Raw genomic sequence first — 22,201 nt, forward strand, 5'->3', positions numbered from 1 at the left:
GTCGGCGGCTCCATAGCGATCAGATCAGCCATACCCGCTAATCGAACGTCCCACTAAAATATGAAGGGGTCGCCGCACAGATTGAACATGCGAAGGAATCCGATCATCAGACTGGCGGAAACAACCGACACTACCACCTCAACATCTATATCGAGGAGGAAGGCGACGCTGTGATCGCTCATTATTCCTTCTTGAACATCAATGCAGGCGGAACGCCGATGGCGCCCAAACTGGTGGTTACTGGGCGCATGCGCGATACCGTGGTGAAGAGACCGGATGGTTGGAAATTCGCACACCGCCACGTTTTGTACGACCAGTCCTTCGACCTGGATTTTTGAGTCATCATCGGCAGGGGAAGCTGACGCCTCCCACCGGCGATCGCGAGGCGTCGATGGATGTAGGTCCTGCCGATGCTGTCGTCGAAGCCGGTCCGGCTGTCGGTCAGCGCATCCAGCTTCACCGAAAGGTCGTCGGGAAGATAGAATTGATGGCGGGTCTTGAAGGTTTTCAAGGCTGAACTCATGCGCCTTCTCGATCACGGCATAGCGCTGGTCCCCGACATGACGGCGCGACGGTAGACGCCCTCGACCATCTCGCCGCGTTGCGGCGTGACATGCCTCAGCCCGGTTTCCTGTTTGATCTGCTGGCAAGTCCGGCTGAGTTCGCGCTGCTGGAGAACTACAAGCAAGTCGCGGCGGAGGCGGACAGCCTGTCCCTCCTGTTCTACCAGCCCTTGTTCGACGCGCCATGCCTGGCGTTGGACAGACCCTTCCTGACGTCCGCCCCGAACCCACCGGACATTCGCATCATCCGATCCAGAGAACATTGGATGACGGCAATGCGCCAGCATCGACTTTACCGTATCTCACTCCGGAGTTCCGTCGAGGTTTCAATCGCAACGCAGCGCCCGAAATTATTCGAGCGCTGCGGCGTCATCGATTAAAAGCGGTAGTTCATCGTTATGCCGAATTCGCGCGGCGGATTGACGGACAAGTTCGTATAGCCCGACCGGAACGGTGTGGGATTGCCCGCTGGCCCCGGAACCAGGAAGCGCGTTGCAATCTGCAATTCCGCGGTGGTGGCATTGGTAATCTGTGTCGAATTGAACAGATTTTTGACGAACGCCGTCAATTCCCATCCGGCGTCGGCTGACCGAATGCCAGCGAACAGGTTGACGTTGGTGATGGCATTGTACCTATAGTTTGCGGTCTGTGCATAGAAGCCTGGCCGATAGGTCAGTAACCCACGAATGAAGGGTTCCACTGATCCAGCCGAAAAGCGCAGTTCACTGTTGGCGCTCAACGCGAAGCGGGGGATGTTGGCCAAACGGTCGTTGGTGGTGCAGAACGCCACCTGCTGGCCCACAGGGACCGCAGGCTGTCCTGCAGTATCCGGCACGCCGTCGCCGTTGGAATCCCGGCAGGGAACCGTCGCATTGTCATAATGTGAGTTGGCGTAGGACGCGTTAACCGAAATATCCCATTCATCGATCGGACGTGCATCCAGCTGCATTTCCACACCTTTGGAAATAGCGTCGCCATTAAAGCTGATTGAGGCGTTCGATCCGTCGATGACGCCGTTTTTAGCTGATGCAGTCGGCGCGGTCACCAGCCCGATGAAGCCATCGAACTTCTGGTAGAAGGCCGCGAGATTTAACGACACGCGCCTGTCGAACATCTCCGCTTTCAAGCCAATCTCGATCGCATCCGACCGTTCGGGGTCGAGCACCAGCAGGTCGGAATCCAGCGGAGAATTGACGCCGAGCTGTGCCGATCCACGGCGGTAAGAACGGCCATAGGTGGCGTAGGTGGTGATGTCGGGCGTCCAATCATAGCTGATACTGGCCGTGCCCGTCAGCGGATGATTGACCTGCCGCACGAAATCGGGATCGACCGTTGCGACGCGGGGCACGACAATGCCTGCGGGTACGGGAATCCCGACGCCGCCCGTGGTCGTCACCTCAAGGAAGCTCTGCGCCGTAGCCACGGTGCGCGTGTAACGCGCGCCTAGTTCTACCCTTAGCTTGTCGGTCAGCTTCAAGCGCGTCTGGCCGAAGAAGGCGAGGTCGCTGGTCTTGTTGGTGATGTCGACTTCCGCCAGCAGCGGCAGGGCAAACATGCTCGCCGGGAAGGGCGTGTTTGGCACCCGGTTGGCAAAGAAGCTGTCGACGCGAATGGAAGACAGGCCGCCCGCCTTGGTCTCATTGTAGAACACGCCAAGCGTATAGTTGAAAATTCCCTCGAACGCGGAGGCTATGCGGGCTTCGGCCGTGTATACTCGAGTTGGATCCGCCACAGTCAGCACCTGATCGTACCCCTGCACCGCATTGCCCACATCCTGGTCGGTGCGTGAATGGAGCGACGTGTCCTGGAAGCCGCCCAGCACTGAGATCAGATGACTGCCCAGGTCATAGGAGGCGTCCGCCGTCACCAGATGTGTGCGATTGGTGTAAAATGACAATCCTTCATGTACCGCCAGCCGGTCGGACGCGCTGATTGCAGGCCCGCTGACGAAGGGTGAGAACAGACTGGGGCGGTTGCCCGGGCCTTGAACCGCCCTATTCTGTAGCAGGTCGCTTTCCAAATATTGGTACACGATGTTTCCCCGCAGCTGCTCCGTCGGCGCGAAGGAGAGAGTGGCGCGAACGCTTTCGGTTTCCTGGTTGGACCATTCATCACGATTGATGTTGTAGACATGGTTGGCTCGGTTCCGATCGAGAACCGCTGCGACGCGGATCGCCAACTTGTCTTGGATCAGCGGTGTAGACGCCGCGATCTGAAAGTTTCGCGCATGTTTGTTGGTGACGGTTGCCTGCAAATAGCCCTCCGGCTCGCTCAAGTCGGCGCGCCGCGTCGTCACCGTGATCGCTCCCGCAGGCGCGGTGCGTCCGCGCAGCGTGCCCTGCGGTCCACGCAGCACTTCCACTTGGCGAATATCGTAAATCGCGGTGGTTACGGTCTGTATATCGACCGGCACTTCGTTATAATAGACCGCGACGGCAGCTGGTCCGCCGATGTCGGGGTTGAACGAAATGCCACGCAGCGTGGCGACGCTGACCCGCCCTGACGTGTTGGCGATCTGAAGCCCCGGCGCAAGTGCGGGAACGTCCTTGAAATCGAACAAGTTGAACTTTTCGATCTGTTCGCCCGTGGCGACGTCGACCGCCATCGGAACGTCCTTCAACCGTTCCTCTCGCTTGCCTGCCGTGACGATGATGTCGGCTGGCCTCGCTTCACTTTCGCCGGACGGCGCCGTTTGGGCCCATGCACCGCTCCCTGAGCAAAGGGCCGTACCCGCCATCAACATGCCGATCATTTTACCGGAACAAAGTCCCCGCATCCCTACCCCCTAATTTCAGACATTCTCATCTTTGCGGATTGTCGGACGAGGAGAACGTTGGTCAACGCCGGAACGATCTACGCGCTTTCAATCCCGCACCATTGTGGATGTTCATTTCAAGGAGGCAAAGACGCGGCCGATTATTTTCACGATGCGGAACAATTGGAGTCAATCGCGTCAACCGTCGACCAGATCCTTACATGCTCTCGAAGATCAAGAACCGAATATCCTCCGCGACAATCGAGCATCACACTTGAACGGGCGCTCACTTCTCAACGGGATCGACGAGCCGCTCGTGGTTAGCTAGGTATCGTTTTTAGAATTCCTTGTACGTTGCTTCGACCAGACTATTCGCAATCTTCCGTCAAAACCTTTCCCCATGGGAGCAAAGAGATTGGCGGCGAGGAGAGAACGGGCTTTCGAAGGGCACATCTTGCTGCGAGCTTGACTCTCGGATTAGTCAGCCTGGCTTAGTCGGGAAATTCCGCCGCCGCCAGTGCGCCAAAACGCCCGGTCAGCACTCAAAATTCTCTGAGCCGAGCATTCCATATGGCGAACCGCTGCAGCGCGAGCCTGATCGGGATCGCCGGCAGAGATCGCATCCCGAATAGCGCCATGCTCTTCGTCCACGGCGCGAACGAGATCGTCGCTGAGCGCCTCGTTCGACCGTGTTACTCCGATCGCTACCTCGATGGGCCGTGCGAGGGCCTGGACGACCTTCCGCCAATAATCATTGCCGCACGCGTCGGCGATGCTGGCATGGAACGCGCGGTCTTCGATGACGCCGAGTGCCCCGGCCTGCTGGACTCGCCGCAGTCGATCCAATGCCCGGTCAATTGCCGCCATGGCCTCGCGCGTTCTTTCCGCTGCCGCGATCGCTGCAATCTCGCTCTCGACCACACGGCGCACGCCGATCAGATCGATCAGCGACTTCACAGAAGACTGCGTCAGCGTGTCCAGTTCGGGGCCTCCGGCATCCGGAAAACGGACGAAGGCACCGCTGCCCTGAACCGTCTCCACGCGCCCTTCAGCGCGGAGCATGGCGATCGCCTCCCGAATGACCGAACGGCTCACGCTGAAACGCTGCGCGAGGGCATTTTCCGACGGCAACTTGGCACCGGGAACGAGATCGTGGCTCTCGATATGCTCAATTATAAGGCGCGCTATCCACTGCGAACGGCGTCCGCCGTGATGATCAGAACCTGCAAGGGGGAGAGCGGGACCGCGATCCAATTCACGCATCATGGGTCGACCAAAGGCGATTTTCCATCACGCCAACTGCAAGAAACGAACAATCGGGCTTTCCTATCATCGCGAAGCGAGCGCAGCTTTGGCCGGTGATCGCGATCCGCGCGATACGGCGATGGCGGCGACGATCAATATAAGTGCGAGTACCGCCGTCGCGGTTGCCCGGCTGCCCGTCGTTCCGCTGATCCATCCGATCAGCAGCGGACTGGCAAAGCCTGCTAGGTTGCCAACCGAATTGATCGCGGCGATCCCCACAGCAGCAGCGCTGCCGCGCAGGAACGCCGTTGGGAGGTTCCAGAAAAGTGGACTGGCGGTGAGCGTCGATGCCGCAGCAAGGCACAGGAGGGCGATCGCTGGTACGGGGTTTTGCGCCATTGGCGTCACGATAAGCGCGGCCGCGCCCACCAGCAAGGGCAGAATAAGGTGCCAACGGCGTTCGCCGGTGCGATCCGAACTGCGTCCAACCAGCAGCATCACGACGGCTGCACAAGCATATGGGAGCACCGAAAACAGCCCGACAACCAACGGCGAACCGCCCGAAATGTCATCGATCATCGTCGGTAGCCAGAAGGTGAAGCCATATTGGCCCATGATGCAGCCGAAGTAGATCAGGGCCAATCGCATGATCTGCGGGTCGCCGAAAACATCGCGGATGCGCGCGTGATGGCGCACGCCTTCGGGTTCATCGGCGGCAAGGTCCCGTTCGATCCATGCGCGTTCGCTGTCATCGAGCCAATCCGCCTCGGCAGGCCGCGAAGGCAGCATCCGCGGTACGAGACAGCCCAGAACGACAGCCGGCAGAGCCTCGATCACGAACATCCAGCGCCAGCCGCCCCAGCCGCCAATTCCGTCCATCCCCTCCATGATCAAACCGGATAACGGCCCGCCTACGATGCCGGCTAGCGGAATAGAGACCATGAAGAGCGCAATGACTTCACCCCGGCGGGATGACGGAAACCAATAGCTCAGATAGAGGATGATGCCGGGGAAGAAACCGGCTTCGGCCACGCCCAGCAGGAAGCGCAGGATATAGAAGGACATTTCGCCTTCTATAAAGGCGCAGCCAGCCGATACGACGGCCCAGCTGATCATGATCCTGGCGATCCAGCGCCGCGCGCCGAACCGGTGGAGCGCCATGTTGCTCGGAATCTCGAACAGGAAGTAGCCGATGAAGAAGATGCCCGCGCCGAGTCCGTATGCAGCTTCGCTGATGCCGAGCTCACCCGACATTCCCAGCTTTGCAAATCCGACATTCACCCGGTCGAGATAAGCGACGACGTAGCAGGCCATGAGGAACGGAACGAGCCGCCACTTGACCTTGCGATAGACAGCATCTGCCTGCGCCGGAGCAGCGCCCTCCCCTATGATACCGTTCGTATTTTCCATGCCTGTCTGGTTGTCAGACAAGTTTGTATGTGTCAATGCGGCCGCTGAAGGAGCCGCCATGCGACTGGGATGTATCGCCGACGACTTTACCGGGGCAACCGACTTGGCCAACGAACTGGCGAGCCGGGGATTGAGGACGTCGCTGCTGTTCGGAATACCCGCTGATCTTGACCTTGCAGAGGTTGACGCCGTCGTGATTGCGCTCAAGTCGCGCTCGATTGCGCCGGATGCGGCGGCCGAACAATCGCTTGCAGCCCTGCGCTGGCTGAAGCAGGCTGGGTGTGAGCGCTTCTACTTCAAATATTGTTCGACCTTCGATTCGACCGATGCTGGCAATATTGGGCCCGTGCTGGAAGCCATGGCGGCGGACCTGGGTGTTGAAGCAGTGATCGCCTGCCCGGCCTTCCCAGCGACAGGCCGGACCGTTTATCAGGGACATCTGTTTGTCGGCGATCGGCTGCTGAATGAATCGACCATGCGCGATCATCCGCTCAATCCGATGCTGGATGCCGATCTGGTTCGGGTTTTGCAACGCCAGACGCGCGGTACAGTCGGCCTTCTGCCGCGTGAAATCCTTGCCGCACGAGCGGCCGCCCCGGCGATGGCGGAACACCGTGGCGCGGGCATGATTGCCGTCATCGCGGATGCCATCTGCGACGAGGACCTCGCGCTGCTTGGACAATATTGCGCAGGCGTGCCGCTGGCCTCGGGCGCTTCCGGCCTTGCTTCGGGCATCGCCCGCGCGCTGGCGCCGCCTGACGCTTGCCGCGCATCGGCGCCGTTGCCCGAAGCTGGCGCGTCCCGGTGCGCAATCCTTGCCGGCAGTTGCTCCGCTGCCACGCGACGCCAGGTCGAACTGGCTGCCGAGCGATATCCATCCCTTCGGCTGTCGCTGCGTGCAGGAGAGACACCGCAACAAGTCGTCGCCCGTGCGAAGGACTGGATCGACAAGCAGGCGCTCGATCGGCCGCTGCTGATCTATTCGACCGCAACGCCCGACATGGTGGAAGCGCAGCGCCGCGCGTGGCCCGATGGAGCCAGCGCCGCATTCGAAGCTATCCTCGCGGAGATGGCCGCCTATCTGTTTGAGGATGGCGGTGGCGCGCTGATCGTCGCGGGCGGCGAAACATCGGGGGCTGTGGTCAGTCGGCTGGGGCTCGGCCGGATTGACATCGGACCAGAAATCGATCCCGGCGTGCCGTGGACCATTGCAGCGCGGGACGAGGGTCCGCCACTGCTGCTGACGCTGAAATCAGGAAATTTCGGCAGCGACGACTTCTTCCTGAAGGCCTGGGAGCACTTAGATGACTGATGATCCTGCGCTTGCCATCCGTACGGATATCGTGCGCCTGGGACACCGCCTGTGCGACCTCGGCCTGGCGCCGGGCAGCAGCGGCAACATCAGCGCCAGGCTGGCGGACGGACGCATTATCATGACGCCTACCAATTCGCGTCTGGGTGACCTGGACGTCGAGCGTCTTTCAGTGCTCGCACCAGATGGCGGCAGGATAGCGGGCGATCCGCCGTCAAAGGAGGAATTTCTGCATCGGGCGGTCTACGACGCTCGACCGGGCGCTCATGCGATAGTCCATCTTCACGCCACACATTCGGCAGCCGTGTCGTGTATGGACGGCCTCGATCCGTCCGATTGCCTGCCACCGCTGACCGCCTATCACGTGATGAAGGTCGGTCGATTGCCGCTGATCCCCTATCATCGCCCCGGGGACCCAGCGCTTGCGGACCAGATCGGCAGCATGGCATCGGCCAACGCTGCCATATTGCTGGCCAATCATGGTCCCATCGTCGCGGGCAAATCGCTGGCCGAAGCGGCTAACGCGATCGAGGAGCTGGAGGAGACGGCCAAGCTGTTCCTGTTGCTGCGCGGTACGCCAACCCGGCCGTTGAATGCCACGCAGATCGAAGAACTTCATCGCGTGTTCGGCGCGCCAGGCGGTGCGCAATGAACATCGTCATCACCGGCGGCTCCGGTTTCCTGGGTCAGAAGCTGGCCCACGCGCTGCTGGCGCAGGACGGCTTCACAAAGGACCGCTCACATCTTCTACTGGCTGACCGCGTGGCGGGCCCGGATTTTGGTGACGCGAGGGTCCATTATGCTGTCGGAGACGCGTGCGACCGTACCTTCGTCGCGCGCCTCGTAGCTGAGGCTGACGTCATCTACCATCTCGCCGCCGTGGTCAGCAGCGAAGCCGAGGCCAATTTCGACCTTGGCATGCGTGTCAACATCGACGCTGCGCGGCTGTTGCTGGATGAATGCCGCGCAGTCGGCCGGTGTCCGCGGGTGATCTTCACCAGCTCGGTCGCGGTCTTCGGGCCATCCGATCCCAGCGCGCCCATCGATGACGAGAGCGCGGTCGATCCGCGCTCATCCTACGGGATGGAGAAAGCGGTCGTGGAACTGCTGGTAGCCGAATACAGCCGGCGCGGCTTTATCGAAGGGCTGACCCTGCGCCTGCCCACGATCAGCGTTCGTCCCGGCCTGCCCAACAGGGCTGCATCTTCTTTCGCCAGCAGCATCATTCGCGAACCGATGTCCGGACAGGCGGCGATCTGCCCAGTGCCGCACGATACCGCTCTATGGCTGCTGTCGCCGCGGAGAGCGATCGCCGCGCTGGTGCACGCCGGTGCCTTGGACACCTCCAGTTTGGGCGCGCGGCGGATTGTAAACTTGCCCGGATTGTCCGTCACCGTGGGTGAGATACTAGACGCGTTGGAGATTATCGGAGGCCAGACGGCACGGCAGATGGTGAGCGACGTACCGGATGCCGCGATCGAGAAGATTGTCGCGAGTTGGCCAGCGGCCTGGGATGACGCGACGGCCCGGGCGCTGGGGTTCGAGGGTGACACAACGATCGCGCAGATCATCGACGCATTTGTGTCAGACGATCTCCCATCGCAACGAATATTGCGGCGGGAGCTTGCGGGATCGGACTGAAAGACGGCGGCCATGGCTCCAGCATTTGGCAGCAGGCCTCGACCGCGTAGATCGCAGCCACATCGATACCAATCATTGGAGAGATACGCATGATCCGCCATCTTGCTCTCTTGCTGACCCTTGCCACAGCCACGTGCGCGTCTCTTCCGATGAGAGGCGAAACGGCTCAGTTGCCCATGCCATCATTCCGGTTCGATACGCAGTGGCTCAAAATGCCCGTGAACCTCGCAACCGGAGAGATGGTGGCGGTCGCTGTGGACAAGAAGGATCACCTGTGGGTCCTGCACCGTCCCCAAACAGTTACCGGCCGCACTCCAGCGAACGTCGCGCCGCCGATCATGGAATTCGACAGGGACGGCAGATATGTTCGTGGCTTTGGAGGGCCGGGCCCAGGCTATGAGTGGCCGGGCAAAGAGCATAGTCTGGCGATAGCGGCCAATGGCGATATCTGGATCAGCGGCAGTCGGGTGGAGGCGGAGGGCGACGACATGCTTCTCGTCTTTGACGCGCAGGGGCGTTTCGTCCGGCAGATCGGGCAGCGCGGAAAAAGCACCGGCAATGAGGACCGGCGGAATGTGCACGCAGCGGCTGACATCTTCATCGATGACCGCGAACAGGCCGCCTATGTTGCGGACGGATACGGCAATCAACGGCTGGTCGTGTTCGGCAGGGACGACGGCGCGTTCCGGCGCATGTGGGGCGCTTATGGGAAAGCCCCGCCCGATCCGCGCCCTGCGCCACCCCCGGCAGATTTCCATGCGGCTGGGCTCGAGCCGGAATATTTTTACGGTGTGCACGGGGTAGAAAAAGCGCGCGACGGAACCATTTATGTATCGGACCGCATGCACCAGCGCATCCAGGCCTTCTCGGCCCACGGACGCTACCTGCGGCAAGTCTTCATAAATCGGGATGCGCCTTCGCCCATGACAGCCTCGGGCATCACCTTTTCACGCGATCCCCAGCAGAAGTACATGTTCGTCGCCGATTGGGGCAATCACATGATTGTTGTGGTGGACCGCAGGAACATGTCCGTGATCGGCACTACCGGGCATCGCGGAGAGGCAGCGGGCGAGTTTCGCGGCCCCCACCTGATTGACACCGACAGCAAGGGCGTCATTTATGTGGCCGAAGTGCAGGGGCGCCGCGTGCAGCGCCTTATCCCGTCAGATAGGCCATATCGGGAGAAAAGCAACGAGCGCAGTCAGCCATTGTCGAGGCCTTAATCTTACTGAGCGGGGCTCAGCAACGCAGAATGGCAGATATTGTCGTCTACCTTATCGCCTAAGTTTTACTCAAGCCAGGGGTGATGAGCGATAATGAATAGCTGCCCTTCCGGATCTGGGTTTCGATATTTTGTCACTGTAAGGCAAAGAAGGGTCGGTTTCGAGCTTCGAGCGATCCATCCTCCCATTTAGCCAAGCGGCACATGTTCCCATGCCCCGCACGGACCAACGCCGCGCGCAGTATGTTCCGCTCGTCCTTCAGCCGATCGAGATAATCACTCCCCGATTGGGCCATTTCGACACGTTCATTCCAAAAGGCCCTTCGAGCATAAGCAGCCCGAACGGAATCACGATCCTTGTGCGCCAGTGCCCGCTCGATCGCGTCTGGATGCCACTTCTCGCACTCTTTCAGGAGAGTGGACGTCATGGAACAGAATCCGTGCGCTGTCATCTCGTCGCCCGAGTGACCCAGGCGCCGTGGGCCAGCATTCACGGTATTCTCTGACATTGGATTTGCCGCGCTTCTGATTGAAGGGAAAAGGAACATTCCCCTCCCAGCCAGATTTTTGATCTCCGTCAGGATCGCCATAGCCTGCCGCGACAGGGGCACCTGGTGCTCAGCCCGCCCCTTCATCTTTGCGGGCGGATGCGCCATACGGACTTCACCGCTTCGATCTCTGCCCATTCCGCTTTTCGGAGCTCACCCGGGCGAAAGAAAAGATGCGCCGACAACTGCAGGGCCCAGCGCGTCAGCGGCTGCCTCTCATATCCATCTATGGCGCGCAGCATCTCGCTCGCTCGTTCGGGATAGAGAATGGCCGCGTGATGCTTGACCTAGGACATGGTCAGCGCGCCACGAAGATCGCGATACTCCCAATAGGGAGCTGACAGGCGTGGACGGCGACAAACGCACCTGACCAGAAAGAGTGAATTTTTAGCCGATTTCCGCCGTTTTTTTCAACCTGAAGTGGATACTGGCGGAGGGAGTAATGGTGCGATTACTGTCCGTCGTCAGCACATTCGGCACAACTCGCGGCGTAGATTAGCGGAGTGCGGGCCTCGTCTGGGGGTTGATGTTAAGCGGCGAGCTTGCGGTGTTGCAAGCGGCGATATTCGATGGTCTGTCGCTTGATCCTTTCGCGCTGTTTGATGATGGCTGGCGCCCTGCCGAAGTAGGCGTCGGCGGGCGTCACGTTGTTCAAGCTCTCGTGGTAACGCTGGTGGTTGTAGTGATCGACGAAGGCCTCGATCTGGGCCTCGAGGTCGCCGGGCAGGAAGTAGTTCTCCAGCAGGATGCGGTTTTTCAGGGTCTGGTGCCAGCGTTCGATCTTGCCCTGGGTCTGCGGGTGGCACGGGGCGCCGCGGACATGGCTCATCTTTCGGGCCTCGATGTATTCCGCCAGTTCGCCCGCGATGTAGCTGGGGCCATTGTCGCTGAGCAGCCTGGGCTTGTGCAGCACCGTGGCGCTGTCGCAGCCCGAGGCCTTGAGGGCGAGGTCCAGCGTGTCGGTCACGTCCTCGGCCCGCATGTTGGTGCACAGCTTCCAGGCGATGATGTAGCGCGAGAAGTCGTCGAGCACGGTCGACAGGTACATCCAGCCCCATCCGATGATCTTGAAGTAGGTAAAATCGGTCTGCCACATCTCGTTCACCCGCGTGGTTTTGGTGTGGAACTGATCGGCGGCCTTGATTACGACATAGGCCGGGCTGGTGATCAGATCATGGGCCTTCAACAGTCGATAAACCGTGGCTTCCGAGACGAAGTAGCGCTTCTCGTCGGTGAAGCGTACCGCCAGCTCGCGCGGTGACAGCTCGCTGTAATCCAGCGCCATCTCGACGATCTGATCCTGGATATCGTCGCCGATGCGGTTCCACACCCGGCTCGGCGCCGATGGTCGATCCTCCAGCGCCTCAGGCCCGCCCTCGAAATAGCGGTCATACCAGCGGTAGAACGTCCGGCGGGGGATGCCGAGCTGGTCCAGCGTGCGTTTGGCGGGCAGATGTGACTGCTCGACGATCCGGATGATCTCGAGCTTTTCGGATGCGGGATACCTCATTCGTCGTCGCCCCCATCCGCAAGCATGCTTTTTTTCAGCAGACGGTTTTCGAGCGTCAGGTCGGCAACGCATTCCTTCAAGGCACGGGCCTCACGCCGCAGATCCTGCACTTCGCCGGTGGTCGCGGCACGCGCGGTATCACCGGCCAAGCGGCGCTTGCCGGCTTCCATGAACTCCTTCGACCAGGTGTAATACAGGCTCTGGGCGATGCCTTCCTTGCGGCACAGCTCGGCAATGCTGTCTTCGCCGCGCAGGCCATCCAGCACGATGCGGATCTTGTCCTCGGCCGAAAAATGCCGACGCGTCTGCCGCCGGATGTCCTTCACCACCTGCTCAGCAGGGGCCTTCGCCGGCAATTTTTTCAAGGAGGGTTGGGTCTTCATCTTCGTTCCTTCGTCACTACGACGAAGCCCCAACCCTCCTTAATTCACAACCTCAAATCTGTGCCATTGGTGCTGACGGCGGACAGACTCAAAATTATAGATTCCTAGACTCGACGAGTTACGTTCGTAGCGGATGCGAACAAGCGAAGCGCACGTTCCGCGCAACTCTGCGACGGGGATCTTATTGAGCGACTGTGTCGGATAGCCCATATATGATTATCACTCCCAGTACGATGAACAGGATGCCGATCATCGCAGGCGCGTCGAGTTTTTGCCCCTGAAAGAGCCACGCAACAATCGCGATCCCTCCCACTCCAATACCCGACCAAATGGCGTAGGCGATTGCCGTTGGCATCGTGCGTAGCGCGAGTGAGAGAAAGTAGAACGCGACAACATAGCCGGATATGCTGACTAGCGACGGTATCAGCTTCGTGAAGACTGCGGAAGATTTGAGTGATGATGTTGCAATCACCTCTGCCGCGATAGCTGTGAACAGATAGACATATTGATTCATGTCGCGTCACATCATCTATCTTAATTCGGCTGGGGGCGAGAAAGATTTGCCTGCCCGCCTGCGGTGATCCCTAAAAGGCAATCTTTGCATCTATACCGACGCTACGGGGCGGCAGGTATGTCACGCCTGCAAAGCCGAGCGATCCGAAGTCGACGCCGAAGCCGCGGTTATTCGCATTGGTCAAATTAGCGCCCCATAAGGAGACGTCCAAACGCTTCGGCCCACTGCCTAGCGGAATGTCCGATAATGTCGCGCGTGCGCTAAGATCCTTAGCATGAGGTGAGCTTATCTCCCGGTTGAACGGCGCCTGCCGGTCTAAAGCGAAGAAATAAATGCGACCGCGCCAGGAATAGTCAGCACGCAGGGAGAGCTTGCCCAGCGAGAGTTCGTCAAACGTATATTCCGCGCCAATATTCCAGTTCAGCTTCGCCGCCTGCGGCATCCGCGCTTCGTCGGCCACATCGATCAGCGCATCGGTAACCGGATCGCGATAGATGAATTGTTTATACTTGGGATCCGTGTAGCCGAAGCTGCCTGTCAGCGTCAGACCACGGACCGGCACTGCGGTGACTTCTCCCTCTAATCCCTGGAACGTCACTTTTCCGGCATTGACGATCAGGCTGCTAGCACCACCGGACCCGGCACTGAACTGCTGAATCTGAAGGTCGTTATAATCGGTGCGAAAGGCTGCAAGGTTGAGCCGGACCCGCCGGTTCAGCAATTCGGACTTCAACCCGACCTCATAGGCGATCGCTTTTTCGGGATTGAAAGGGGCTATGACGCTCGCGCGCGGTGAAAAGCCGCCCGACTTATATCCGCTAGACACTCTTGCATAGGCCATCACGTCCGGGGTGAACTGGTAATTGGCAGTCGCGGACCACGACAGATTTCGGAAATCCCGTTCCCCGCTACCCGTCGCGGTGGGTGCACCGAATAAAGTGCTGTTCAGCGTAATGGTCTTCTTGTCCCAAGTATGTCGCAGCCCTCCCGTAAGCTCTAGCTTCCCATCCCGGCCGTCCGGACGGAAACTTAGTTGCCCGAAGAGAGCATAGGAGGTCGAACTCCCATTGAACCCTTGGAAAGGCGGCAGGTTGAGGCCGACGCCGCCTGGTAGGATAAGCGTAAGTTCTTGCTGGAGGGCCTCCGACCCCTTCTCCTTGAAGTAGAAGGCGCCGGCCAGATAGTTGAAGCTCCCCGACGATCCGAGCAGCTGTAACTCCTGCGACCATTGCCGCTGTCGAATACGATTGTAGCCGTTGAAAGGCGTAACGCTGCCTAGGGAAATGCCGGTGGGCGACGAGGAATCTACAACCTGACCCAGCAGGTAGCCACTTCCGCTCAACGTCTGCGCCGACTCCTGGCGAAACCGTCGGTAGGCCGAGATGGACTTGATCGTCAAAGCCGGTGACGCTCCCCATTCGATGGTAAGCGCGTGGCCGGAAGACCTGGCTACGGCTCCGAACTCTCCATTGCTGGCTGGCGCCTGTTCCCCGGACGACCGCCTGTCTGCAGAGATCACGAAGGCACTGCCGCCGAAGCTGGGAGAAGCGCCAAAATAGGCCGCAGTCGCTGGAGTTGCGGCGACGATTTGAAAATAGTCCGAGACGCCGAAGCGGTGATTAAAGTCGAAGGTATAGCGAAGCGACAGCTTTTCCGACGGTTCTGCAATCACCGACGCCCAGACAGCCTCGCTGTTCAGTGCGCCGGGGTCTTGCGACGAAGGCGCGAGGGTGTTGTCGACATAGCCGTGCCGTTGACGATGGAGATAGGCGACGCTCGCTCGGACTGTGCTGGCGCCAATCTCGCCTGTGTCGAACCTGGCGCGCGAATACCATTCGCTGAAGCTGCCGATGCCCGCCTTCACCTCTGCTCCCAATTTCTGATCCGGTTTGCGGCTGATGAGCTGGATGGCGCCACCCGTGGTATTGCGTCCGAACAGGGTCCCTTGTGGACCGCGAAGGACCTCAATTCGTTCGAGGTCCACCAGGTCAAAAACGGAACCCGCTGTCCGAGCGATATAGACTCCATCCAAATAGATGCCGACGCCCGCTTCCGCGGTGACGGCCGGCTCCTGTTGACCTATGCCGCGGATGGACACGGTAGCAGCCGTTGCCCCCGTCGATTGTGGCAGGATCTGGAGGTTGGGTGTGAGCTTTGCGACTGTCGTGACCTGTTGCACGTTCAGCTGCTCGAGCAGCCGCGACGACAGTGCGGTCACCGCCACTGGGGTATTTTGTAAGGCCTCACTTTGGCGCCGCGCAGTTACTACAATCTCCTCTAGCGGACCCGCGTTTCGAGACTCTGGAGACGCTGCGGTCTGTGCCGCCGCCGGTCCCGCCATGCCAAGCCCCAATGCGAGGAAAGCGGGAAAACTGCCTCTGTCCATAATTCCTCTCCTGTCGTTTGCGCTTTTGCGGCGCCACCTTTTCGTTGATCAGCGTAGGCGGCGCACTGGTCGTGCGCCGCGATATTGTCACGCCTCGAGTGTCAACAGCTGCTCGGTTTGGGGGCGCTGAAGCGCGCGGCGACGGGATTCCAGCCAGCGAACGATCATTTCTCGCATGCGGTTGGGGTCATAAATGTCCTCTTCCATCGAGAACTGACCCTTCCCGCCGTACTTCAGTCTGGTGTAGCTGCGTTCCTCGAAATGCTCGCCATTTCCTGGATCCTCCATCTGGTTGCGCCATTCCAGCACGACCCAGCCGAGGTCCTCGTCAATCACGTACCAGCCGATCGGGAATTGAGTTTGGCTGTCGATCGGAAAGCGGTTAAAGACGGTGTTGATCCATTGCCGCGCGGCTTCCTTCCCCCGCATGGTCGGCAGCCACGTGCCGTCCATCTGCATCGCCAGTTCCTTGTAGATGACATCATCCGTGAAGCAGTCCACCCACTCCTCATGATCATGTCCTAAAAAGGCCCTTGCACAGACGGCATCGAAATGTTCAACCGCCGCCACAATCTCCTCTCGGGGCCAAGCCTGGTCGGCGGGCTCGTCGGGATCGGCAATGGCCTTGCCGAAGGTCAACGACGGAGGGGGCTGGTCTATTCCCGCCGCCTCGGCGCGGCGGCGCGCAGCCTGCCATGCTGCCATCGCCATGCGCTGGGCGGTGCTGTTGTAGATCTCCTCCACAAAGCGCCATTTGCTGTCGTCTGCGTAGAAAAGGCGAGCATAGCAGCGCCATTCATGCACGCTGCCGTCGCCTGGGTCGCTCATGCGATTGCGCCATTCGCAGACAACCCATCCCCGGTCTACGTCAATGATGTGCCACGGCACGGGTCGATAAATGACCTGGTCATGAAGGTGCTGGCGGCGAACATCATTGATCCAGTTGCGCACTTCTGCCAAGCCGGATGCCTCCCGGTTCCATCCGGATATACCGTTGCCGCGCTCACTGTAGACCACATCCTCGGTGAAGCAGCCAAGCCATGGCTCGAAATCGCCAGAAAGGAATGCGGCGTCCGCCACGGCCTCCAGTCGGTTAAAAGCCTCCGTCAATTCCTGCCTATCCCATCTACCGGTCACACGAATCTCCTTACCGTTATGCTTGGCATGTTAGCTGGGCACTGGGTTGGGCGGAGGGACCGAACTGATCACCTGACCGGACCTATCCAATCAAAAATATTGCAATTTACGCGGGTCGATCCATCATCTGCCTAACAATAGAGGGGAGTGGCATGGCGAACGCGATCATTTCGCACGACCGTGTGTGGACATTGCTTGACGTCCTTGGTCAGTGGCCCGATTGCCAGCGGAGTGTTCTCTCGGATGCCGAGTTGCCCACCAATTTCACTCGTACGGACGCTATTCTGCCGGATGAGGTGATGCGGCTGTACCGCTCCGCTATTCGGGCTCTGGAGGAACGCACCCGGATCGGATCAAGCGAATTTCGTCACACACAAGACATGTCCGATCTGCTCGGGTTCGCCGTGATCGGTAGTGAGACCTTGGAGGAGGCCATTGCCCGAATTGGCGTGTTCAATAGATCGATTGTTACCGGTACTTCCGTGGACCTCCAAGTGCGTGGACACCGCGCCCGGCTCCAGTTCGATACTCACAGAGGAATGGAGGGGCGGGCAAGCAGGCTGGTGGATGGTTCTGTTCTAATGATCTACCATCGCTTGCTGTCTTGGCTGGCTGGCCGCCATATCCCTTTGTGGCACTCAGACATCCCTGTGGACGGCGGGTGGGACGCCCAACCGGGAGGTGACGATTACGCGCCCCATATCGTCGGCATTGAGTTCGAGCGGGACTGGCTACGCGCGCCTGTAATCTGCGGCAAGGGCGATCTGGCCCAGTTCAACGGCATGTTTCCGTTCCTTCTATGCTTCGGCCTAGATCCCAAGCGAGGTGTAAGCGCTTCGCTTACTATCCTTTTCGAACAGCGGCTCGGCCGGGGCAAACCTCTGCCTAGTGTCGGCGAGGCCGCAAGCATTCTTCGCTTGAGCGAGCAGGCGCTGAGGCGTCGGCTGAGCAAAGAAGGGACGTTCTTTCAGAATGTTCGAGAAGAATGCTTGCGCAAGCGTGCTGAGGCTCTGCTCACGTCATCCGATTTAAATGTGGCCGACATATCTGAGCAGTTAGGATTTAGTGATGAGCGGTCCTTTAGACGGGCTTTTCGCCGCTGGACTCACCACTCACCGTCCCATTACAAGGAACGACAAGGATTTCGGACAACATGAGCTGCTAAATCGCGGCCGCTGCTCACTGTGCCCATGCTTCTAGGCGCCGCGTTTTAGCGGACGGTGTTCTACGGCATTCAAACTATTATTCCGGTCTGTCCCACAGCGCGGCCATTCAGAGCCTAACAAAGCGGGGAGGACTTTAGCCAGCTCTGCCGTTAAAACGATCAGCGGGATGGCAGAAAAGTCCCAGTTCCTTGCGGTCGATCACCCCCCCCACAAATGCCGGCTTTCGGGTGTGGCGTCCAAACTGGTAAGTGACCGGGATTGGCGCGTAGTAGCCCAGCTGCTGCGCACTTTTTGTGAAAAATGGCCCGGCCGAGAGGGCCGGGCCAAGAAAGGAAGCTTTAGAGTTTCCTTCGGGTCGCCACATGTCCGTAGCTGAGGAGACACGGCATCCCTATCCGGAATTTTCCCGGTATCGATCACAACATGCTCGCCGCCCGTCATCCGTCAGCGACCGCCTTCCTCGGTCACCCCACGCCTTGGCAGCAGCGGGCGACAGGCTTTCTGACCCAGCGGCGTTTTTCCAGATATGCGCTGTCTCGTCTACTTACGGATGACTGTGGGCTGCGTACTCCGACGCTCTGTGCAGCCGCTTACGGGCAGGGTGCGATCCATTCAAACCGCGTCGGCATTTCGCCCATCCACACCAGCCATGCATAGCCGCCAGCGGTGGGGTCGTCCTTGTAGAGCATCTCCTTTGGTGTATCGACGGCCTCGGTCATCTTGAGGATGTGCGATGGCGGGCTGACACTGAACAATCTCTCATGCCGCCCCTTTCCTCCGAGGAATGCGGTCTCGACGATCATCGCCACGCCATGCCTGCTTGTGGCCAGCGCGCGTGCTATGAACTGCTCCGCCAGCGCGGACGGCGGGTTCGTGATCGTCCAGTCAACCAGGTCGGGTAGCGGGCCGAGCAGATAGTCTCGCACCGGGAAGCCAACACCATAGTCATGAACGTCGAACGGTTCGACAGCCGCAAAATATTTTGCGAGCGAGCGCACCATAGTTCCTCGATTGGCGGCAGGCTCCCGGCAAACGAACAAATCGATCCGCTCATGCTGCTTGTGAACTAACCAATCGCAGAGGGATCGCGTCGCCCAACCGGGCGTCTGCCAATCGTTAAGACTGTCATGCAGGTCGACGAGATGGTCCAGCGCAGCGTTAACATCGTTAGAGATCATTTCTCCCCTAGATAAGGTAGAGATTATGTTCGCTACCCGGGTTTTTCCCGGTGTCGTTGGCGAACCTGCCGACATGTGGCGTATAAAATTAATCTCGATAAAGATCCGATGGTAACTGTTGCGATTTTGCCACCTTTTACAACTGTAATATTATAGGCATATTTGCATCATTAGAACCGTCAGCTACTCGGCTCCAGCATTTCAACTGTAGGGGCGGCGAAATGATCAGAACCTGAAGCGGCATTATCGCTGTAGAAGATTAGTGCGGTAATTTATTTCAGCCAGATCGTGAATATGCGAGCGCCGCTTTCAGAGCAAAGCTCCTTCTCCGCCCGCCGCGCCCTGTTCGAAGGCCTTCGTTCCAACCGCAACTTCGCCCTCTCGGCAGAGAAGGCGTATTCTGCCTCGAGTGTGTATCGCGACGTGAATCACAAGAAATCTGATGCCCACGCCTGCCCGCTTGCTGTCATGACAGCGACTATCGGTCTTGTGGCGCTAACGGTCCAACCGGCGGCGGCCATCACTCCGAATGACGGAGACGCTGCTAACACTCTCGTTGTCACCGGAATCAGAGCTTCCCTGGACAGCGCTGCCAAAGCCAAACGAAACGCCAGCCTTATCCTTGATTCTGTGTTGGCGGAGGACATTGGCAAGCTGCCCGATGTTTCCATTGCGGATTCGTTGGCCCGACTGCCTGGCCTAACTGCCCAGCGGATCGAGGGACGTGACCAGCGGCTTTCCATTCGCGGCTTTGGTCCCGACTTCTCCACCACGTTGCTCAACGGCCGTGAGCAGGTCACCGTGGGTGACAATCGCGGCGTCGAATATGACCAATATCCCTCTGAGTTCTTCCAGCGTGTCGATATTTACAAGAGCGCAGACGCCGGCCTGATTGCCGCAGGCGTGGCGGGAACTGTCGATCTTCGCATGCTCCGTCCGCTGGAGCTAGATAGGCCCTTGGTGGCCTTGTCGGTACGCGGCCAGATGAACGGCAAGAGGAAATTGAACCCGGATGGAGAGCGCACCGGATATCGCGCGTCCCTGGTCTATGTCGATCAATTCTCCGACGACCGCATCGGGCTCTCCGTGGGTTTCGCGGCCTCTAAAACGCCGTCGCAGGACGAGCGCTTCGAAAGTTGGGGCTATCCAACTGACCCCGGCGGCAACCTCATCATGGGCGGTGTGAAGCCTTACGCGCAATCGAATCTGCTCAAGCGCTATGGCGCCGTCGCGACCGTGGAGTGGCGGCCGAGCGAAGACTTCCATTCGACGTTCGACCTTCTCGCCTCCCGCTTCGAAGAGACGCAGCGACTGCGCGGTTTGGAATTCCCTTTATTCTGGGGCGTCGATGTCTCTGTCGCCGATACGCAGGTGAAGGACGGGTTCGTTACAGCTGCGACGTTCAACAATGTCTACGGGGTACAGCGCAACGATTATAACAAGCGAGACGCCGATATGCTCTCGCTGGGGTGGAATAATGAAGCCCAGTTGACCGACCGGCTCATGCTGAGCCTGGATGCGAGCTGGTCGCGGGCCAAGCGCACCGACTTCCTGCTCGAGACCTATTCAGGCACGGGCTATATGCGTTCGGGCGTGGCGGATGCACTCCGCGTCGAGCGCCAAGGTGGCGGCTTCTTCCGTCTTACGCCGACCCTCGACTATAGCGACACGCGCGTGGTTAGCCTGACGGACCCGAATGGATGGGGCTATAATGGCACCTCAGCGGTGGTGCAGGCGGGTTTCCTCAACCGGCCCAAATTCATCGACGATATGAGATCGCTCCGTGCTGACCTGACCGGCGAAGTTGGAACGGGCCTATTGCGGCGATGGGAAGTCGGCGCAAATTATAGCAGGCGGCGCAAGAGGAGCGCCTTCACCTCCTATTTTTTGTGTCCCGCGGGCAGCGGAGACGGCTGCAGGGTGGAAAATGGCGCCATGCTGTCAGCGCCCGTGCCGCAGAGCGCGAGCCTGCCCTCCAATGTTTCGCTGCGTTATCTCGGCGGGCGTGAACTTCTGACCCTCAATCCACTCTTTCTCTACGATGAAGCCTTGTCTCCCGTCTTCGATAACCGACCGTCGTCGCTGGCGCGCGACTATGTCGTGAAAGAGGATATCCTCACAGGCTATGCCATGCTGACCATGGCTGGAGAGATAAGCAGCGCTCCCTTCACCAGCGCGATCGGGTTGCAGCTTGTTCATAGCCGGCAGGCGTCGGCGGGCACCCTATCCAGCTTCGCCGCGAACGACAGCGTCCGCGAACTGACCGTCATTCCAGTCACAGGCAGCGCGCGCTACACGGACATCCTGCCCAGCTGGCGCATGACCATCGAGGTCGCCCCAGACCTGTTTGTGAAAATGAGCGCCTCAGCGACGATGTCCCGTCCCCGGCTGGATCAGGAAAGGATCAATCAGGAATTCAGCGTGGATCTCTCTAAAGTGGGTTCGGGATCCGATCCTCAATTTAGTCCGTTCAGCTCAAGGGGCGGTAATATCGTGCTTAGGCCCTACCGAGCAATGAATCTTGATGTGTCTATCGAGAGATACTTTCCGGGTGGCGGCTACCTTTCTGTCGCGCCTCATTTCAAAAAGCTCACAGACTTTGTCGATCCCAACAACAACATAGCCTTTGATTTTATGGCGGCGATGTCGGCGCTTCCAGCAGCGGCTCAGGCCATTGTGCGCCAGCAAGGAAGCAGCGTCGGACTGGTCACAGCCCCCGCCAATAGCGGCAAGGGCAGGATCATGGGCGTGGAAGCTACGGCGGCACTGCCGTTCATGCTTTTCACGCCAGCGCTCGACGGCTTCGGCATCATCTTCAGCAGCACCTATGCCGACAGCAGAATTGAATATCGCAGCAACCCTGGCGTCAACATAAGCCTCCCTGGACTTTCAAAATGGGTGATGAGCGGAACAGCTTACTACGAGAAGAACGGCTTTCAAGCGCGCGCGAGCTATCGGTACCGCTCCCCTTTCCTGGGAGAGATGGCGGGTTTGTCAGCGGCCCCCACCTTCCGCACCATCAGGCAGGAAAGCATCCTGGATGCACAACTGGGCTATGAGTTCCGATCGGGGCCGCTCATGGGTTTGTCGATCCTGTTGCAGGGCAAGAACCTCACCAACCGGCCATTCGTCACCTACCAGAATGATGACGAGCGGCAGGTCACCGACTATCAAAGCTACGGCCCGGACTTCTACTTCGGATTGGCGTATAAATTCTGAAAGCGATAGCCG

17 protein-coding genes and 1 pseudogene are annotated in these 22,201 nt (G+C 59.4%); 7 read left to right on the forward strand and 11 right to left on the reverse strand.

Annotated features, from left to right (window positions below):
- Positions 1–80 precede the first annotated feature (80 nt).
- Positions 81–242, forward strand: a pseudogene (locus ACYU8T_RS08520) (hypothetical protein); the annotation flags it as partial.
- Here the strand turns inward: ACYU8T_RS08520 and ACYU8T_RS08525 are convergent.
- From ACYU8T_RS08525 to ACYU8T_RS08545, 5 genes are all read right to left on the reverse strand, one after another.
- A complete protein-coding gene (locus ACYU8T_RS08525; RefSeq protein WP_461159107.1) occupies positions 182–523 on the reverse strand; it encodes a hypothetical protein in 342 nt (113 codons plus the stop codon). The pseudogene ACYU8T_RS08520 and the gene ACYU8T_RS08525 sit on opposite strands and share 61 nt — an antisense overlap.
- A gap of 12 nt (positions 524–535) precedes the next feature.
- Positions 536–850 (reverse strand): DUF3363 domain-containing protein, encoded by a 315-nt coding sequence (locus ACYU8T_RS08530; RefSeq protein ID WP_461159108.1) that lies wholly within the window; start codon positions 848–850, stop codon positions 536–538.
- Positions 851–939: 89 nt separating this feature from the next.
- Positions 940–3,300, reverse strand: a complete 2,361-nt coding sequence (locus ACYU8T_RS08535) for a TonB-dependent receptor (RefSeq protein ID WP_461159109.1) — start codon at positions 3,298–3,300, stop codon at positions 940–942.
- 495 nt (positions 3,301–3,795) lie between these two features.
- Entirely contained in the window at positions 3,796–4,581 is a 786-nt protein-coding gene (locus ACYU8T_RS08540) for a FadR/GntR family transcriptional regulator (protein WP_461159110.1), read from the reverse strand.
- 66 nt (positions 4,582–4,647) lie between these two features.
- Positions 4,648–5,973, reverse strand: a complete 1,326-nt coding sequence (locus ACYU8T_RS08545) for an MFS transporter (RefSeq protein WP_461159111.1) — start codon at positions 5,971–5,973, stop codon at positions 4,648–4,650.
- 58 nt (positions 5,974–6,031) lie between these two features.
- On the opposite strand from ACYU8T_RS08545, the gene otnK reads away from it, so the two are divergent.
- From otnK to ACYU8T_RS08565, 4 genes are all read left to right on the forward strand, one after another.
- On the forward strand, positions 6,032–7,285 hold the full coding sequence (otnK, locus tag ACYU8T_RS08550) for a 3-oxo-tetronate kinase (RefSeq protein WP_461159112.1): 1,254 nt from the start codon (positions 6,032–6,034) through the stop codon (positions 7,283–7,285).
- On the forward strand, positions 7,278–7,937 hold the full coding sequence (gene otnC, locus ACYU8T_RS08555; RefSeq protein WP_247230477.1) for a 3-oxo-tetronate 4-phosphate decarboxylase: 660 nt from the start codon (positions 7,278–7,280) through the stop codon (positions 7,935–7,937). Before otnK ends, otnC begins: the two co-directional genes overlap by 8 nt.
- Positions 7,934–8,926 (forward strand): D-erythronate dehydrogenase, encoded by a 993-nt coding sequence (gene denD, locus ACYU8T_RS08560; protein ID WP_461159113.1) that lies wholly within the window; start codon positions 7,934–7,936, stop codon positions 8,924–8,926. Before otnC ends, denD begins: the two co-directional genes overlap by 4 nt.
- A 176-nt stretch (positions 8,927–9,102) precedes the next feature.
- Positions 9,103–10,149 carry an NHL repeat-containing protein gene (locus ACYU8T_RS08565; protein WP_461159114.1) on the forward strand — a complete coding sequence of 349 codons (1,047 nt, stop codon included), beginning with the start codon at positions 9,103–9,105 and terminating at the stop codon, positions 10,147–10,149.
- A gap of 133 nt (positions 10,150–10,282) precedes the next feature.
- On the opposite strand, the gene ACYU8T_RS08570 is transcribed toward ACYU8T_RS08565, so the two are convergent.
- The 5 genes from ACYU8T_RS08570 to ACYU8T_RS08590 form a co-directional block, all read right to left on the reverse strand.
- Positions 10,283–10,804 carry a tyrosine-type recombinase/integrase gene (locus ACYU8T_RS08570; protein WP_461159115.1) on the reverse strand — a complete coding sequence of 174 codons (522 nt, stop codon included), beginning with the start codon at positions 10,802–10,804 and terminating at the stop codon, positions 10,283–10,285.
- Positions 10,805–11,225: 421 nt separating this feature from the next.
- A protein-coding gene (locus tag ACYU8T_RS08575) for an IS3 family transposase (protein ID WP_461159116.1) occupies positions 11,226–12,589 on the reverse strand; the annotation gives its coding sequence in 2 pieces (ribosomal slippage) (positions 11,226–12,239 and positions 12,242–12,589; 1,362 coding nt in all).
- A 181-nt stretch (positions 12,590–12,770) separates the two neighbouring features.
- Entirely contained in the window at positions 12,771–13,103 is a 333-nt protein-coding gene (locus tag ACYU8T_RS08580) for a DMT family transporter (protein ID WP_461159117.1), read from the reverse strand.
- Between the two features lie 70 nt (positions 13,104–13,173).
- Positions 13,174–15,489, reverse strand: a complete 2,316-nt coding sequence (locus ACYU8T_RS08585) for a TonB-dependent receptor (protein ID WP_461159118.1) — start codon at positions 15,487–15,489, stop codon at positions 13,174–13,176.
- Between the two features lie 87 nt (positions 15,490–15,576).
- A complete protein-coding gene (locus ACYU8T_RS08590; protein ID WP_461159119.1) occupies positions 15,577–16,569 on the reverse strand; it encodes a nuclear transport factor 2 family protein in 993 nt (330 codons plus the stop codon).
- 209 nt (positions 16,570–16,778) lie between these two features.
- On the opposite strand from ACYU8T_RS08590, the gene ACYU8T_RS08595 reads away from it, so the two are divergent.
- Positions 16,779–17,783, forward strand: coding sequence for a helix-turn-helix transcriptional regulator (locus tag ACYU8T_RS08595; protein WP_461159120.1), 1,005 nt, complete (start codon positions 16,779–16,781; stop codon positions 17,781–17,783).
- Positions 17,784–18,382: 599 nt separating this feature from the next.
- On the opposite strand, the gene ACYU8T_RS08600 is transcribed toward ACYU8T_RS08595, so the two are convergent.
- Entirely contained in the window at positions 18,383–18,970 is a 588-nt protein-coding gene (locus ACYU8T_RS08600; protein ID WP_461159121.1) for a hypothetical protein, read from the reverse strand.
- A gap of 294 nt (positions 18,971–19,264) precedes the next feature.
- Between ACYU8T_RS08600 and ACYU8T_RS08605 the strand changes: the two genes are divergently transcribed.
- A complete protein-coding gene (locus ACYU8T_RS08605) occupies positions 19,265–22,189 on the forward strand; it encodes a TonB-dependent receptor (protein ID WP_461159122.1) in 2,925 nt (974 codons plus the stop codon).
- The last annotated feature ends 12 nt before the right edge of the window (positions 22,190–22,201 follow it).

It is taken from the genome of Sphingobium sp. TomMM35A, from assembly GCF_054771735.1.